Source organism: Streptomyces sp. GL_140 (assembly GCF_057834465.1).
In genome coordinates this window covers 955,117-969,913 of record NZ_CM174404.1, presented here as the reverse complement: position 1 = coordinate 969,913, position 14,797 = coordinate 955,117, and the positions used below count along the sequence as shown (strand labels likewise).

The window sequence follows — 14,797 nt, the reverse complement described above, 5'->3', positions numbered from 1 at the left end:
CTGCTCCCGCCCGGAGATGACGGGCGAACCTGAACCCCAGGCGACCGGCAGCCCGCGCCCCGCACGCTGATCCCAGCAAAGGACATGATCATGAGCACTCTCGACTTCAAGGTCATCGACCTGGACTTCCCCGTCGGCTCGAAGAACAAGACGGCCACCCTCATCACCGGTGAGCGCGACGCTTTCCTCATCGACACCGGGTTCACCCGCGCCGACGGGCACCGGCTGGCCGCCGAGGTCCTCGACTCCGGCAAGAACCTCACCAAGGTCTTCATCAGCCACGCCGACCCCGACTACTACTGGGGCGCCGAGGTCATCGCTGATGCCTTCCCCGACGCCGAGATCCTCGCGACACCGCTGGTGATCGAGCACATCAAGGCCGCGTACGAGGGCAAGCTCAAGGCCTGGGAGCCGGTTGGCGCCAACCGCCCCACCCGGCTGGTCGAGATGGCCGAACTGACCGGTGACCTCGCCTTCGAAGGGCACGTCTTCCAGCTCAAGGGCGGCCACCCGGGGCTGCCCGACCGCCACTACCTGTGGCAGGCCGAACACCGGGCGATCGTCGGCGGCGTCCTGCTCTTCCAGAACGAGCACGTCTGGGTCGCCGACACCGGCAAGCCCCAGGACCGCGCCGTGTGGATCGAGCTGCTGGACGAGATGGCGGCCCTGAACCCGGCCTTCGCCGTCCCCGGCCATCGCCTGCCCACCACCAGCCTGGATGCCAGCCCGATCGCCTACACCCGGGACTACCTCACCGCCTTCGAGGCCGAACTGGACAAGGCCGACAGTGGCGAGGCCCTGACCGGCGCACTGGTCGCCCGCTACCCGGACGCGGGGATGCTCATCGCGGCCCAGCTCGGAGCCAAGGTCGCCAAGGGCGAAATGACCTGGGGCTGACCCGCACACCACGTTCCGGTGCCGGGCGCCCAGCCGTCCGGCACCGGACAGACCCTGATGCTCCCTGTCCCGAGCGTCCTGAGAAAGGCCATCATCATGAGTGAGACGACCGAATTCCACACCTCCACCGCTCCCGCCGATGTGGTGCGCCGCCAGTACATCGCCTCGGCGAACGGCGACCTCGAAGCGCTGCGGGCCACCCTGGCCGACGACGTGGAGTGGACCGAGATGGCGGGCTTCCCCCTGGCCGGCACCTACCGCACCCCGCGCGGCGTCACCTCCGCCGTCATGGAACAGCTGGGCAAGGACTGGGACGACTGGACCGCCCATGACGACACCTACGTCGTCGACGGCGAGAACGTCGTGGTCCTGGCCCGCTACACCGCCACCAACAAGGACACCGGCAAGGACATCGACGTACGCGTCGCCCACCACTTCATCGTCCGCGGCGGCCGCATCGTCCGCTTCGAGCAATTCGTGGACACCGCCAAAGTCCGCGACGCCATGAGCGCCTGAGCACCCGGGGCTCCGGCCCGCGCACAACCTGGCATCACCTGAGCGCGCCGGTGTCCCGCCATGGCCGCGTCGCACTCAGCCATGGCGGGACGTACCGGTCTCGGCCGGTCTCCCCGCTCAGCGGAGGGTGAAGGTGTGCTGGACCTTCTTTCCGTTGGCGAGGATCTCGCAGGCCATGATGCTCGTGGTCGCGGGATCCTTGACGGTGAAGTTGAGTGCGAAGGTGCCGTCGAGGCCTATGACGCGGGTGACGTAGTGGTCGGAGGTCTGGCTGCCGGTAATGGTGCGGCCGGTGACCGAGACGGTGGCGACCGGAGCGAAGCCCGTACCGGTCACCTGGACGACGGTCCCCAGCGGCCCCTCCGGCGGGGAGAGCGCGAAGGCGGGTGCTGCCGGGGCGGTGCCGTCCTGGACGCTGAAGCCGGCCGTCGCCGTACGCGGGTTGGCGAGGACCTCCTTCACCTGGAGCGCGACGGTGTCGCCCGCCTTGACGGCGAAGGTCTGGGAGAAGGCGCCGTCGAGGCCGACGACCTTGGTCTTGACCGCGTCGGCGGTGCGTGAGCCGTCGGCTCGCAGACCGCTGATGGTGACGGTGCAGACGGGTGCGAAGCCCTGGCCGACGACCGTGACCTGCGTACCGCTGGGTCCGTGCGTGGTGGACAGGGCGATGTACGTCTTCGCGACGGTCAACGGCGTGAGGGCTTGGGCGCCGCCCGCACTGACCTTGAGCTGGTACGCCGCCTGCGCGGTTCCCGCGCCGACGGAAACGGTCCCGCTCAGCGTGCCGTCGGCCGCGACCCGCAGCGTGCTGCCGGTGAGGAGGGAGGCGTCGCAGCCGGTGGCGTCGAGGGCGCAGAGGGCGGCGGCCGGGGTGGAGCCGGCGGGCCATCCGCTGCCGGAGACTGCCGTTGTTCCGCCCGGCTTGACCTTGCCGCTGTCGGAGGTGAGCGTGGCGGCGGCTTCGGTGACGGTGAAGTCTGCCGCCAGTAGCGTGTCGGGGTTGTTGCCCTCGTCCACCTGTACGGCGGCGATGGCCGGGTCGCTGATGGTGAAGTCGGCGCTGAAGGTGCCGTCGGCCGTGCTCTTCACGTAGACGGCGGTGTCGTCCAGTGTCAGCCCTTCGGCGGCACGGCCGACGATGTTGATCCACTGGTCCTGGTGGTAGTTGGTGCCGGAGACGGTGATGACCGTGCCCACCGGGCCGCGGGTCTGGGAGAGGGCTATGGCGCGCGGTCCGGTGGGCGTGAAGGCCTTGACCGACAGGGGTGTGGTGGCCTCCTTGGTGCCGTCGTTGACCTTGACGAGGTAGTTGCCGTCGGGGACGGCTCCGGCTTCGCCCAGCGTGGCCGTGCCGCTGAGGGCGCCCCCGCTGCTGATCGTCAGGGTGTGGGCGGTGAAGCGGCCGGGGTCACAGCCTCCGCCGTCCGCTGCGCAGAGCGAGGGTACGGGCGTGCCGCCGGGCGTCCACAGGGTGCCGGACAAGGCGATGCCGGTGCTGGGCCGGGTCTCCGCGGGGCCGGTGAGGGTGGCCGGCGTGCCCTCGGCACCTTCGGCGCTCACCGTGCCGATGCTGCCGCTGCCGCTCACGACGTCGCACGGGGTCTCGTAGGTGGAGCCGAACACCTTGGTCTGGGTGAGGGTGCGCAGCGGAGCGAAGGAGATGGGGCCGGTGGCGTTGGCGGGGATGAGGAAGTCGCCTTCGTAGGGCGGGATGGGGACGGCCTCGCCGGCGGGGATGTCGAGGACGACTTCCGGGCCGCGGACCGTGACGGTCCCCGTGGCCCCGCCGGACATGGCGAGGTCGATGCTGGGCGTGGTCGGCACGTCGTTGAGGGAGATCCCGCCCTTGGCCGGGCCCGGTCCGAGCGTCACCTTGGCGTGGACCGTGCCCCCGGGCAGTACCACGGAAGGCGTGAGTTCCACGTTCATCTCCTGCGGCCCGGTGGCTTCGCCCTGGCCGGCCGGCATGACGCAGTGCACGGTGGGGGTCACGGTGCCGGCGTGGGCGGCGTGGGCGGCGGGTCGGCGAGGAGCTCGGTATGTCCCAGATGCACGTCTCCCGCTTGATCCGGCGTATTTGTGAGTCCCTGCGCGATCAGGTGATGGCCGAGGCCGCCTGAAGGCGCCGCCCGCGCGGCAGTTGGCCGTTGTGGAGGATGGCGAACACGTTGTCGGCCAACGGCGTGCATCAGACCTGCGATCGGGGGCACTCGGGGCTCAGGACGTGTACCGCACGCCCACAGCGAAGGAAGGCATCGTCATGTCGTCCCACACACACGGGCGGGGCCGAGCCTCGAGATTCGCGCCGCGCCGCTCCGCCGAGAAGGAGACGTTGACCGCCGCAGGGCGGGCGGGCTTCGTCGCACGGGGTGTCGTGTACGTGCTAATCGGCGCCCTGGCCGTCAGGATCGCCATGGGAAACGGTGGCGAAGAGGCGGACCGACAGGGCGCACTCCGCCAGGTCGCCGAGCAGCCCTTCGGGAGGGCGATGCTCTGGGCGCTCGTCGTCGGGTTCGGCTGCATGGCGCTCTGGCGGGGCGCTCGCGCGATGCTGACCGGCGGCCCTCGACGGAAGGCCGTAGCACGGCTGTCGGACGGCGGCCGTGCGCTCTTCTATGCCGCGGTCTGCTGGGCGACCGCCGTGTACGCCGTCGGGGGCGGACAGGGCTCCAGTGGCAACGCGAAATCTCAGGACTGGACGGCATCGGTGCTGAAACTGCCGTACGGACGTGTTCTCGTGGGGGCCGCGGGCTGTCTCCTCATCAGCGTCGGCGTGGTGCTCGCCGTTCGGGCAGTTCTGCGGCGCTTCCTACGACAGTTGGACACCGGTGCCATGAGCCGCCGCATGCGCCAGATCGTGACCGGGCTGGGCGTGGGCGGAGGCTTGGCACGAGGCATCGTGTTCGGCGCGGCCGGGATCTTCATCCTGGTGGCGGCCGTCCAGTTCGATCCGAACGAGGCCAAGGGAATGGATGCCACGCTACGAAGCCTCACGCACACCCCGATGGGGCCGTGGTTCCTGGTCGCGGTGGCGGTCGGGCTGATCCTCTTCGGGGTCTTCTCCTTCGTATCGGCGCGCTGGCGCCGCATGTGACTCCTCACCGGAGCGGTGGTCGCTGCGATGCCGGCCGTGTCGGGTTGCTGCATGAGGTGTTCGACAATCCGGGTGTCCAGCAGCACCGGGGTCGCCGTGTCGGCAACGCCATCGCATCGGCCAACTCCCCAGCGTCCAGCTCGGTCGGCACCCTGCAGTAGAGGTCAAGAACTCCCGGGATTATCGCCCCGATTTGTAAAGGGAGCGCGAAGACCGCCCCAGCCCCGACGTGCGTGGCGGCTTGGGCGAACAGAGGCCAGCAGCCTTGAACCTCTCTGGTGTGCAGATCGAGTGTCAAAACGGCTGCGCCGACGGCGAATGGGTCCACGCACGGTCCTTCGCCCAGAGTCGGCTGTAGTTCTTCCAGTTGCTCACTGATGTCGTCGGTGCTGCACAACGGGTGACCGGCCGCGGTACGGGACATCGCCGACACTCCGGCCCCGCAGACCGGAAGCGCAGCCACCGCCGCGGTACACACATCCACTACGCCCACCCGCGCGCCACGCAGCGCCGCCTGTTCGGCCATCAGCACACGGATCCGTGCCGACCGGCTTCGAGGCATCACAAGGGCCACCGAGTCCTGGCGTGGCAAGGAAATCGGGCCTGCCGCCAGGCCGTTCGCCTCAGGGGCCATCCGGGTAGCGGATGCGGCGATGCTGGGCCTCCGGCTCCACCTTGCGCGCTTCCGGTGGGGCGTACTTTCGGCGGAGGTGGCCAAGTAGCCGAGCCAGCAGCCCGTGTACCAGGACAGGAGGCCCGCCTGGTTCCGCTCCAGGTAGTGCGGTAGGTGATCGGACGGAAGATCCGCTCCCCGCAGCCAACTGCGTTGAGCGACAACATGCTGCCGGCGTCTGTGGCTTCCGTACAACAGCACTGCCCTCAGCCAGGTCTGACGGATGACCGAAAGCCCTTGCTCTCAGCAACCTGCCATCGCCCTAGCCGGAGATGTCCGCGAAGGGGGCGAAGCCGTTCTCTTGCTCGCCGTCGGCATCTGCTTCGTGGGGGACTACCCGGAGGCCACGCCCCCGATGCGTACGGGCGGATTGGCCTCCGCCGTGGACGGCGAAGCTGAGGAACTGGACGGCCAGGAGTACGACCGCTGTGCACCAGAGGACCAGCGTGGGGAAGCCCAACCCGGACAGAATCAGCAGGAGGAGAATCCAGAGCAGCACGCCCAGGCCTCCAGGTCGAGGCAGTCTTCCTGTGTTCCGCGAGGTCTCGGCGATGCGGAAGGAGGAGAACTCCGCCCGGAGAATCCGAAACGCCCCGTTGGAGACGTGTGGCCGGCTTGTCTTGGTCCCTCTGTGGGAGTGGCTACTCACAGCTCCCGACCGCCTGGGACAGCGGGCGGGGCCCTCGGCGCTCATCAGCGGCTCTCGCGCCTGCGGTCGGTTCGGTTCGAGGTGGGCGTGGGGCGCTCTACTCAGTGCGACGCGGGTTCTGGGCCGGGGCTGCTGTGCGCGTTCGGGGCCGTACGTCATTGTCTGCGCCTTCTGAGGTGGGTCGACGAACTGCTCCTGAGTTTCGTCCCGAACAGAAGCAGGATCAGCAGAAGGAGAAGAATCCAGACCATTATGGCTGCGCCTCCACGCGGTCACAGGGACATGTCCTGCGTTTCGCGGGGTCTGGGCGAAGCGAAGGCGAAGGCTTGGCCCGGGAAATCCGGAGCACCACACAGCCCTACGCCGTCGGTGTCAGTCAACGCCGGGCGGCGATCGTTGTCAACGGGGCAGGATTGCTGGAGGGTTGTGGCGCGTCGGGCGGGCCGCTGGTGTGGACGGAGCCTCGGCAGGGGTTTGTGCCGGAGCCTCGGACGGTGGCAGGACGTGGTCCTCCCACCAGGACAGGCCCATCACGATGCCGAGCAGGACGAAGGGGAGCACGACCGGAACGATCAGCGCGTACATGTGGACCGCCAGTTGTCGGATACGTGCGACGCGGCAGGCAGCCGAAAAACGGTGCCCGCATGGGGCACATCGAGGCTGCGCCGGATCGCGTAGCGACGGCGACTGCGGGACGGCCGCGCTCGTGACGAGGCGGGCTCCGGCATCGATGCGCAAGGTGCCCCCGAGGGAGCGCGATGACTTCTCTGCGCTGCCGGGGGCCGGGGCCGCACCACGCACGCTAGCCCTCCTCACGCTCCCTGAACAGGCGCAAGGCGGCCATCCGGCAATCGGCAGGGCTTCGCGCACAGGACCGTCTGCGACGCACGGGCAGGACTGGGTTGGCCGGAGAGTCACGTCCCCGTGGCAGTGGTGACCTGATCCGCTCCGAGCGATCACGCGGGCTGTCCTGTGCACGCCGGCTCCCCGCATTCCCGGAGCCAGTGTTACGTAGCCATCCACACGAGGCAGTACGCGTCGACAAGGGGCGCTACCCGTATCCCTTGGGCACGCTACGCTCCTCGGTGCGGCCCCAGCCCCTGGCAGCGATGACCTGTTCCGCTCCGGGGAGGCACGTCAGGTTCGTCCCGCTTTTCCTCCTCGTGGTGCTCTGCTTGGCTTCCTCAACCCCATCCGATGACCCTATGTCAGGTGCTCCGGGGTGCTTTCCGCTCAGGCCGGACGCGATGACTGTGATGCGAGGTACGCATGATGCATCGAACGATCACGATCCATGAAGAGGCGCGGACGTTGACGGATGTGGGTTCGTTGGCGGATGACGCCCTGATCGCCGAGGTCCTCGAATTGCGTGCTGAGGTTGAGCAGTTGAGCAAGGCGCTGGAGAGTCGTGCGGTGATCGATCAAGCGCGGGGCATGGTGATGGCCCTGGCTTCGTGTTCAGGTGAGAAGGCCTGGGGTCTTCTGGTGGACGTTTCGCAGCACCGCAACGTCAAGCTCAGGGACGTAGCTGCGGCTCTGGTCGGCAGCATGGAGGGCGAGGTGCTCCCCGACACACTGCAACGTGCGCTGCGGGATGCCTTCCGCCGCCTTCACGCAGCCGATCGCCTGTGACAGCTCACGCCCACCGTCGTACAGCGGGGAGCCGGGCTCGGCGTTGCGGTAGTTGTTGAAGTACAGCAGCGAGTTGTCGCCGTAGTTGCCGCGGTAGGCGTCGTTGATCCAGCCCCAGGAGCCGGCGGCGTCGAGGCCGTCGCCGATGTCCTGGTAGACCTTCCAGGAGACCCCCGCCGCCTCCAGGCGCTCGGGGTAGGTGGTCCAGCCGTAGCCGGCCTCGGCGTTGTTGAGGACCGGGCCGCCGCCCGTGCCGTCGTTGCCGGTGTGGCCCGACCAGAGGTAGTAGCGGTTGGGGTCGGTGGAGCCGATGAACGAGCAGTGGTAGGCGTCGCAGATGGTGAACGCGTCCGCGAGGGCGTAGTGGAACGGGATGTCGTCGCGCGTCAGGTGCGCCATGGTGGTCGGCGTCTTGGCGGGCACCCAATTGTCGTACTTGCCCTTGTTGAAGGCGCTCTGTCCGCCCGCCCAGTCGTGGTTGAGACCCTGGAGGAACTCCATGCCGAGGTCGTCGGACGGCGGCCGGAAGGGGAGCGTCTCCTTCGTGCCGTCGGACTGGTGGAAGACGGACTTGCCGCTGGGCAGGGTCACCGGACGCGGGTCGCCGAAGCCGCGGACGCCGCGCAGCGCGCCGAAGTAGTGGTCGAAGGACCGGTTCTCCTGCATGAGCACCACGATGTGCTCGACGTCCGCGATGCTGCCCGTGGTCCCCTGCGCGGGGATGGCGGCCGCGCGCGCGATGCTCTCGTTGAGCATGGTCAGGGCGGCGGCGCCACCGGTGAGCTGCAGGAAGCGGCGGCGGTTGAGTTCTGCCATGGCGTGAACGACCTCTGTGGTTGAGGGGTGCTGTGCGGTTCCCAGGACAGCGCGCCCGCGGTACCGGAGAGGGAGCCTGGCGTGACGGCAGCGGATACGCCAGGCGAACGGCAGTCGGATTTCGTCGAAGTTCGGCCATGCCGAGCCACTGGGGGAAGGCCGACCGGCCCGTGCCCAAGTCGCCGCGCGTAGCTGACGGACAGTCGCGCGCTCAAGGGGGCGTGCGGCCTTGTCGGCCGCGGTCGTGTGCGCCACCACCGCGGGCGTCCGACGGGTGATGTCCAGGCGGTAGTCGAACCCGCTCCTCATGCCTCCCTGCGCGTGCCGAGCGGATCGGAGCTGCTGCCAAGGACGTTGTCGATGTGGGCCGCGAGCGAGGCCCGCAGGGCTTCGGGTGTCATCTTCTGATCGTCGATCAGGTGGGCGACGAGGTCGGCGCGGATGGCAGCCAGCAGTGCGTGGGCGGTGAAGTCCGCGGCGTGGACCGTTGGTACCTGGTCCAGTGCCGAGCGAAGGATTCCGTGCCACCAGCCGTAGTGCTCGGCCTGGTACGGGCTGCTGAGCCCGGCGTCCTCCGCGGCCGACATCAGGTTCCGGTTCTCGATCTTGAAGCGCAGTGAGGCATCGAGGAGGTCCAGCACCTGCTGCCGCGGTGATGACGCGGCAGCGTCCTGCGCTTCCCGAACGGCTTGTTGGAGGGGTTCGATTCGGGAGGTGATCACGGCGCCGATCAGGCCGGCGCGGTCGCCGAAGCGGCGGAAGAGGGTGCCCTTGCCCACGCCCGCGGCCGAGGCGATGTCGTCCATCGACACACTCTGAGGGCTGCTGCTGGCCGCGAAGAGGGCGTCGGCTGCGGCCAGCACCGCTTCTCGGTTACGCAGGGCGTCTGCGCGTTCTGGGCGCTGGGCCACGGGTCCTCCTCGGTTCACGGCCTGTCCCCGGCCCTCGGGAATGATATTCGGTGGGTTCGGCTGAGCGGCGGCCGCGCCCCGTCCGGCTCGCCGCCTTGCGCGCAGCCGGGCATCGTGCCGGCCCTCGTAGTCGCCGGTAGTGACCGTGATGCGGAACCGTCAGCTGCTTGACTGCATCTCCCGTTCGACGAAGGCGCGGAAGGCGCCCGGCGGGCGGCCGGTGAGGCGCTGGACGGTGTCCGAGGTGCGGTCCTCAGCCCCTTCGGCGATGGTGCGGTCCATGCCGGCCAGCATGACGGCGAACTCCATCGGTATTTCGGCGGCCCAGCGGTCGCGCAGCTGCTCGAAGGTCAGCTGCCGGTGTTCTACGGGCCGCCCGGTGGCCTCGGTGATGATCGCGGCGATGTCGGAGTAGCTCAGTGTCTGCGGCCCGGTCAGGATCAGGTCGGTGTTGGGGGCCCGGTCGTCGGTCAGGGCGCGCACGGCGACGGCGGCGATGTCCTCCGCGTCGATGAACCCGACGCGGCCCTCTCCCGAGGCCGACATGATGGCGCCCTCGTCACGGATGCTGCGTGCGTGGGAGGTGGCGCCGGCGAAGTTCTGCATGAACCAGGAGGGCCGCAGCACCGCCCATTCCTCGAACAGGCTGGGCAGGGCCTGGTGGACCTGTCCCACGGCCGGACCGCCCGCGGGGATCGCCGACGAGCTGAGCAGCACCGCGCGGTGCACGCCTGCCGCGCGGGCCTCGCGGAGGAAGGGCAGCATGGCCGCGGCCGGGTCCGAGGAGCCGATGGGTGGGATGAGGTAGAGGCGGCCGACGTCGTCGAGGGCCTCGCCCCAGGTCGCGGGCTCGTTCCAGTCGAAGCGAACGGCCTGCGCGCCCGCCACCGGGGTGGCGCTTCGGCTGCCGGCCTTGACGCGGTGGCCCTCGGCGATCAGCCCGGTGGCGACGCGGCGGCCAGTGGTGCCGGTGGCTCCGATGACCAGGGTGGTGTTGGGGGCGTTCATCGGTTCGCTCCTACGAAGTCGGCGCCGGGCTGCTGCAGGGCGAGGGGGTTCCAGTAGTCGCGGTAGGAGGTGATGCGCCCGTCCTTGACGGTGACCACGGCGATGTAGGTCATGTCGAAGGGGCTGCCGGTCTCCACCAGGCGGCCGACCCCGCGCATCTCGACCACGATCGTCTCGGGGACGGTGGTCTGGTGGATCGTCACCTCGGGGAAGTCGTGGAGGTCGACGTGGTCGGGGTAGTGGCGCATGTAGGCGCCGACCGCGTTCTTGCCTTCGAGGCGCATGGGCCAGCCCTCGGGTGCGAAGGGGAACTCGAAGACGCCGTGGTCGTCCCACAGCTCGACCCAGCCGGGGATGTCCTTCTCCAGCAACAGTTGCAGACCGTGGTGGTACAACTCCGCGGCCGTCATGGACGCTGTCATGATCAAGGCTTCCGTTCTGCTCGAAGACACGGTCATCCCGGCCCGTCGCCTACGGCCGCTCGTCACGGGACGTGCGATATCCCGCGAAGGCGGTTCCTCGTAGCGGGGCGTCGAGACATAAGCGGACTGACGGTCCGCATGGATTGAAGTATGTGGACCGACGGTCCGATTTGCAAGCGGAGCTGTCGGAGCGGAGCGAACAGGTCGACGTCGTCACCCCGGCGGGGAACGCCGACGGGTCGGCCGACAAAGAGGAACTTACGATCAGCTGTTGGTGCGAGTCGCTAGACCGGCAGGGGGAATTGGGGGGAATGGATGGCGCCCGGCGCCGTGGACAGAGGCCGGCGAACGTGCCCTTCCGATAGATACCACCCCGTGATCATTGACAACTGCAGGGGATCGACGGTTCACCGTCGATCCGTGCGCTGGGTGGAACGTCCGTCACGAGCGGAAGGGGGGAGCCCATGTCGTCGAGGCCTGTTCTCCGAGTGAACCGACGTCTGCTGCGTGCGGTGCGGGAGTGGTCGCGCACGGCGGTCGTAGCGCTCACCGTGACACTGACCATCGCGGCCACGGCCGCCGGAGCTACCGCCGAGCCGCAGCCCAACGTCCCACCCAAGAGCAGTAGTTCGTCGCGCCCGGCGGATGAGGGTCAGGAGGAGAGGCAGGTAGAGCCGGACGGTCAGGTGGACACGCGGACCCTGCCCAAGCCGAGGCGCGCCGTAGGGGAGGAAGCGGAGCCCTTCCTGCCCGCCCCGAAACTCGCGCGGGCGGCGCAGCACGTGCCCAGCCTGCCGGTCACAACCGGGGCCGTGGTCTCGAAGGCGGCCCCGGGCGGCAAGTCACCGAAGGCGGTGCCGTCCACGGCCGTGCTCGAGCGGCTGAAGACCTTCTCGACGCTCGGGAACGTGAACAGCCGGATCCCCTCCGACACGCAGCTCGCAGTGGGGCCCACGTACATCATTCAGATGATCAACCGCAGCGCCCAGATCTACGACAAGGCCGGCAACGCGGTGGGCAGCCCCTTCGACCTGGGCTCCTTCTTCGGCTTCGCGACGAACTCCGGTACCGATCCGCGGGTGCACTACGACGCTGGGGTCGGCCGCTTCTACGCCTCCTACGAGTCAAATGTGGCCGGCGGTGACGAGATCCAGCTCGCGGTCAGCGACGACGACGACCCGAACGGCACCTGGACCCGCTACAACGTCGGCAGCAACACCTCGAACATCCAGCACGACCAGCCGAAGCTCGGCTACAGCAACAACAAGGTGACGCTGAGCTGGAACAACTACGACAAGGCCGACGACTCTTTCCAGGGCGTCGTCACCGTGGTCGTCAACAAGGCGGAGCTCGTGGCCCGCGGCTCGATCACCTTCACGACGTTCGCACCCGACACGGGCAAGTTCCAGGTCGTCCCGGCCGTTTCGCTGTCGGGGATCGACGACCAGCTCGCGATGTGGCACGACGAGAACAGCACGGACGTGCACGTGGTCACGATCACCGGTGTGCCCGGCGATCCCATGCAGCCGGTCGGCCAGAGCGACAACACCATCGCCATCGGAACCGCGGACTCGCCGCCGATGGCCACCCAGCCGGCCGGGGGCGACGCCAGCATCAACACCAACGACGGCCGGATGCTGTCGGTCGCCTGGCAGAACGACCACCTCTGGGGGGTCTTCAACGTCTCGTGCACTCCGCCCGGTGACACGGCGGCCCGTTCCTGCCAGCGCTTCCTCCACGTCTCGACCAGCGGGGGGCAGACACTGGGGACCAACTTCAACCTCGGTCTCGTGGGCGGTCACCTCTACTACGGGTCGGTGGCGCTGAACAACGAGGACGACCTGTTCTCCGGCTTCACCGCCTCCTCGCCCACCATGTTCCCGACCGCGGTCGCGATCGGAGTTCCGGGCGGAAACTTCCCCGGGACGACAGTCGGCGACTTCTACGCCGCGGGCACGCAGGCCTACTCCGCAGGATTCCGCTGGGGCGACTACACAGGCATCGCCCGTGACCCCAGCCACCCCAAGGACGTCTGGACGGTCCAGCAGATCGGCGGCGTGGCCGGCGGCGACTGGTCCACCGCCATGGACCGCGTCACCCTTTCCCCGCCCACCGTCACCGGTGTCACCCCGAACCACGGGCCCGAACTGACCTCGTGCGTGAACACCGTGACGGTGCGGGGTACGGAGTTCCCGACGAGCGGCACCACCGTCAAATTCGGCTCCGTATCCGCCTCGAACGTGAACGTCACCGGGCCGGAAGAGCTGACCGCGGAGGCACCGCCGCAAGCGCGGGGCACCGTGGACGTCACAGTGACCACGCCCAACGGCACCAGCCCGACCAGCGGCGCCGACCAGTACACCTACGATGCGGACACCTCCGCGCCGACCGCCTCCGCGAGCATCTCGCCGTCGCCGAACGGCGTCGGCTGGAACACCACCAGCCCGGCGACGGTCAACATCAGCGCCGGTGACGGGTCCTGCGGCTCCGGCCTCCAGAAGATCACCTACAGCGCGAGCGGCGCCCAGCCGATCGCATCCACCAACGTGACCGGCGCCGGCGCCGCCGTGCCGATCACGGCGAACGGCGTCACCACGGTGACGTACACCGCCACCGACAACGCCGGCAACACGTCCGGGCCGCAGACGATCACCGTGCGGCTCGACAACGTGGCGCCGTCGATCACCATCGTCCGGCCGACGGCCGGCACCTACCTCTACCGTCAGCCGGTCACCGCGTCCTACTCGTGCACGGATGCCACCTCCGGACTGGCGAGCTGCGTCGGCACGGTTCCCAACGGCAGCCCGGTCAACACCTCGACCCTCGGCTCGCACACCTTCACCGTGAACGCCAAGGACATCGCCACCAACCCGTCGACCAAGAGCGTCACTTACAACGTGGCGTACCGGATCTGCCTGCTCTACGACCCGACCCGGCCGGTCCGTCTGCTCGGCCAGGTCGTGCTCAGCGTGCGCATCTGCGACGCGAACGGCAACAACCTGTCCAGCTCGAACATCACGCTGACGGCCGTCCGGGTCACCGGCCCCGTCACGAGGCCGGTCACAGGTCGGTTCACCTACAGCGCGCTGTTCTCCAACTACAGCCTCCCGGTCAGCACCCGGGGGCTGCCGAACGGCAACTACAACCTCGAATTCACCATCAGCGGAGCGGACACCACGACCCACGTGGCCCCGTTCACGCTCCGCTGAGACACATCGGACAGCACCGGCCCGGACCCGACCACGGGTCCGGGCCCTCGATTTCCCGGCCCGAGCCCGAGCCCGAGCCCGCTCCGGACCCGCGATCCGCATCCTCACCCCACTCCGTCCGCCCAGTCCCGCCCGGTGGACGTTGTCCCGGCCGGGTGCCCGACCGCCACCCTTTGCCCTGGGGCGCGGACCGGTCGGCCGATGACGCGGAAATGGGCGGACGAGGGAAGCCCGTCAGGACGTGCGTCCGGTGTCGCGTCGAGCAACGGTGTTCAGGAAGTGGTCGGCGTCCTCGGGTTCTGCGAGGCGGGCGAGTTCGAGCCAGGAGCCGTCCGCGAAGCACAGCCGGAAGGCCGCGAAGCCGCGCGGCTGACCCGCCTCGGCTTCGATACGTGCTTCGTGCGCGAGAAATTCTGCTGTCAGCTGGAAGTCGGCCGCCTTGGTCGGGGACAGTCGGCGGCCGGGGGAAGCCGCCACGCAGATCCGGTCACGGGTGAGCAGTACCAGGCGCTTCGGGTTGGGGGAGCGGCCGTACCAGCTCAGCAGGAGCTGTCCGGCAGTCAAGTGCCAGTCACCGTCAAAGGTTTCAGGGATCTCCCGGTCTCCCGCCCCTGCAGACGTACCGGATCCGTGGCGCCCGGTACGCTCGCGCGAGCTCCTGGCCTCAAGTCCAGGGTCGAGCCTTTTGCTCAATTGATCGAGCAGGAACATGGGGATGAAGACGAAGAAGAACACCACCACACCCACGTAGAACAGCCAGTGGTGTCCCGGCGAAAGCCGACCCTTGCCCGCGGCCCTGTGTATGTCCTTCGGTGGTGTGGGAATGGCTCGGGGTATCTCGCACCAGACCAGGGCGACGGGGTCCTCGCCGAGGATCCTCCTTGCTTGCCGTTGCACACTGCGCTTCGCCATATGAGGCATCCTAAAGCGGCAGCAGGAGCCCCTTCCTGGGCGGCCCCCGCATCCGTCG

12 protein-coding genes and 2 pseudogenes are annotated in these 14,797 nt (G+C 68.8%); 6 read left to right on the top strand and 8 right to left on the bottom strand.

Going from position 1 to position 14,797, the window contains the following annotated elements:
• The first annotated feature begins 90 nt into the window (after nt 1–90).
• Entirely contained in the window at nt 91–897 is an 807-nt protein-coding gene (locus tag AC3IYJ_RS04515) for an MBL fold metallo-hydrolase (protein WP_489400045.1), read from the top strand.
• Nucleotides 898–993: 96 nt separating this feature from the next.
• Nucleotides 994–1,413, top strand: a complete 420-nt coding sequence (locus AC3IYJ_RS04510; RefSeq protein ID WP_489400044.1) for a nuclear transport factor 2 family protein — start codon at nt 994–996, stop codon at nt 1,411–1,413.
• A gap of 117 nt (nt 1,414–1,530) precedes the next feature.
• Here the strand turns inward: AC3IYJ_RS04510 and AC3IYJ_RS04505 are convergent, their stop codons facing one another.
• On the bottom strand, nt 1,531–3,405 hold the full coding sequence (locus tag AC3IYJ_RS04505; RefSeq protein WP_489400043.1) for a hypothetical protein: 1,875 nt from the start codon (nt 3,403–3,405) through the stop codon (nt 1,531–1,533).
• A gap of 26 nt (nt 3,406–3,431) precedes the next feature.
• On the opposite strand from AC3IYJ_RS04505, the pseudogene AC3IYJ_RS04500 reads away from it, so the two are divergent.
• Together AC3IYJ_RS04500 and AC3IYJ_RS04495 are read left to right on the top strand one after the other, a co-directional pair.
• Nucleotides 3,432–3,533 (top strand): annotated as a pseudogene (locus AC3IYJ_RS04500) (sigma factor-like helix-turn-helix DNA-binding protein); the annotation flags it as partial.
• 140 nt (nt 3,534–3,673) lie between these two features.
• On the top strand, nt 3,674–4,507 hold the full coding sequence (locus tag AC3IYJ_RS04495) for a DUF1206 domain-containing protein (RefSeq protein ID WP_489400042.1): 834 nt from the start codon (nt 3,674–3,676) through the stop codon (nt 4,505–4,507).
• 935 nt (nt 4,508–5,442) lie between these two features.
• Here AC3IYJ_RS04495 and AC3IYJ_RS04490 read toward each other — a convergent pair.
• Together AC3IYJ_RS04490 and AC3IYJ_RS04485 are read right to left on the bottom strand one after the other, a co-directional pair.
• On the bottom strand, nt 5,443–5,679 hold the full coding sequence (locus AC3IYJ_RS04490; protein WP_489400041.1) for a hypothetical protein: 237 nt from the start codon (nt 5,677–5,679) through the stop codon (nt 5,443–5,445).
• A gap of 549 nt (nt 5,680–6,228) precedes the next feature.
• Nucleotides 6,229–6,414 (bottom strand): hypothetical protein, encoded by a 186-nt coding sequence (locus AC3IYJ_RS04485; protein WP_330294846.1) that lies wholly within the window; start codon nt 6,412–6,414, stop codon nt 6,229–6,231.
• A gap of 684 nt (nt 6,415–7,098) precedes the next feature.
• On the opposite strand from AC3IYJ_RS04485, the gene AC3IYJ_RS04480 reads away from it, so the two are divergent.
• Complete coding sequence (locus AC3IYJ_RS04480; protein WP_489400040.1) at nt 7,099–7,461, top strand: ANTAR domain-containing protein; 363 nt, start codon at nt 7,099–7,101, stop codon at nt 7,459–7,461.
• A gap of 6 nt (nt 7,462–7,467) precedes the next feature.
• Here the strand turns inward: AC3IYJ_RS04480 and AC3IYJ_RS04475 are convergent.
• From AC3IYJ_RS04475 to AC3IYJ_RS04460, 4 genes and pseudogenes are all read right to left on the bottom strand, one after another.
• A pseudogene (locus AC3IYJ_RS04475) lies at nt 7,468–8,277 on the bottom strand (alkaline phosphatase family protein); the annotation flags it as partial.
• 305 nt (nt 8,278–8,582) lie between these two features.
• Nucleotides 8,583–9,188, bottom strand: a complete 606-nt coding sequence (locus AC3IYJ_RS04470; RefSeq protein ID WP_489400039.1) for a TetR/AcrR family transcriptional regulator — start codon at nt 9,186–9,188, stop codon at nt 8,583–8,585.
• Between the two features lie 159 nt (nt 9,189–9,347).
• A complete protein-coding gene (locus AC3IYJ_RS04465; protein WP_489400038.1) occupies nt 9,348–10,196 on the bottom strand; it encodes an NmrA family NAD(P)-binding protein in 849 nt (282 codons plus the stop codon).
• Nucleotides 10,193–10,618, bottom strand: a complete 426-nt coding sequence (locus tag AC3IYJ_RS04460) for a nuclear transport factor 2 family protein (protein ID WP_489400037.1) — start codon at nt 10,616–10,618, stop codon at nt 10,193–10,195. Before AC3IYJ_RS04460 ends, AC3IYJ_RS04465 begins: the two co-directional genes overlap by 4 nt.
• A 488-nt stretch (nt 10,619–11,106) precedes the next feature.
• Here AC3IYJ_RS04460 and AC3IYJ_RS04455 point away from each other — a divergent pair, with 488 nt between their 5' ends.
• Nucleotides 11,107–13,827: an OmpL47-type beta-barrel domain-containing protein gene (locus tag AC3IYJ_RS04455; RefSeq protein WP_489400036.1), complete on the top strand. Its 2,721-nt coding sequence runs from the start codon at nt 11,107–11,109 to the stop codon at nt 13,825–13,827.
• Nucleotides 13,828–14,061: 234 nt separating this feature from the next.
• Here AC3IYJ_RS04455 and AC3IYJ_RS04450 read toward each other — a convergent pair whose 3' ends face one another.
• Nucleotides 14,062–14,739, bottom strand: coding sequence for a hypothetical protein (locus AC3IYJ_RS04450; protein ID WP_489400035.1), 678 nt, complete (start codon nt 14,737–14,739; stop codon nt 14,062–14,064).
• Nucleotides 14,740–14,797 lie beyond the last annotated feature (58 nt).

What these genes read in the sequence shown, in the direction of transcription:
- AC3IYJ_RS04515 (WP_489400045.1), top strand. Translation starts at nt 91, where the DNA reads ATGAGCACTCTCGACTTCAAGGTCATCGACCTGGACTTCCCCGTCGGC.
- AC3IYJ_RS04510 (WP_489400044.1), top strand. Translation starts at nt 994, where the DNA reads ATGAGTGAGACGACCGAATTCCACACCTCCACCGCTCCCGCCGATGTG.
- AC3IYJ_RS04495 (WP_489400042.1), top strand. Translation starts at nt 3,674, where the DNA reads ATGTCGTCCCACACACACGGGCGGGGCCGAGCCTCGAGATTCGCGCCG.
- AC3IYJ_RS04485 (WP_330294846.1), bottom strand. Translation starts at nt 6,414, where the DNA reads ATGTACGCGCTGATCGTTCCGGTCGTGCTCCCCTTCGTCCTGCTCGGC.
- AC3IYJ_RS04480 (WP_489400040.1), top strand. Translation starts at nt 7,099, where the DNA reads ATGATGCATCGAACGATCACGATCCATGAAGAGGCGCGGACGTTGACG.
- AC3IYJ_RS04465 (WP_489400038.1), bottom strand. Translation starts at nt 10,196, where the DNA reads ATGAACGCCCCCAACACCACCCTGGTCATCGGAGCCACCGGCACCACT.
- AC3IYJ_RS04460 (WP_489400037.1), bottom strand. Translation starts at nt 10,618, where the DNA reads ATGACAGCGTCCATGACGGCCGCGGAGTTGTACCACCACGGTCTGCAA.
- AC3IYJ_RS04450 (WP_489400035.1), bottom strand. Translation starts at nt 14,739, where the DNA reads ATGGCGAAGCGCAGTGTGCAACGGCAAGCAAGGAGGATCCTCGGCGAG.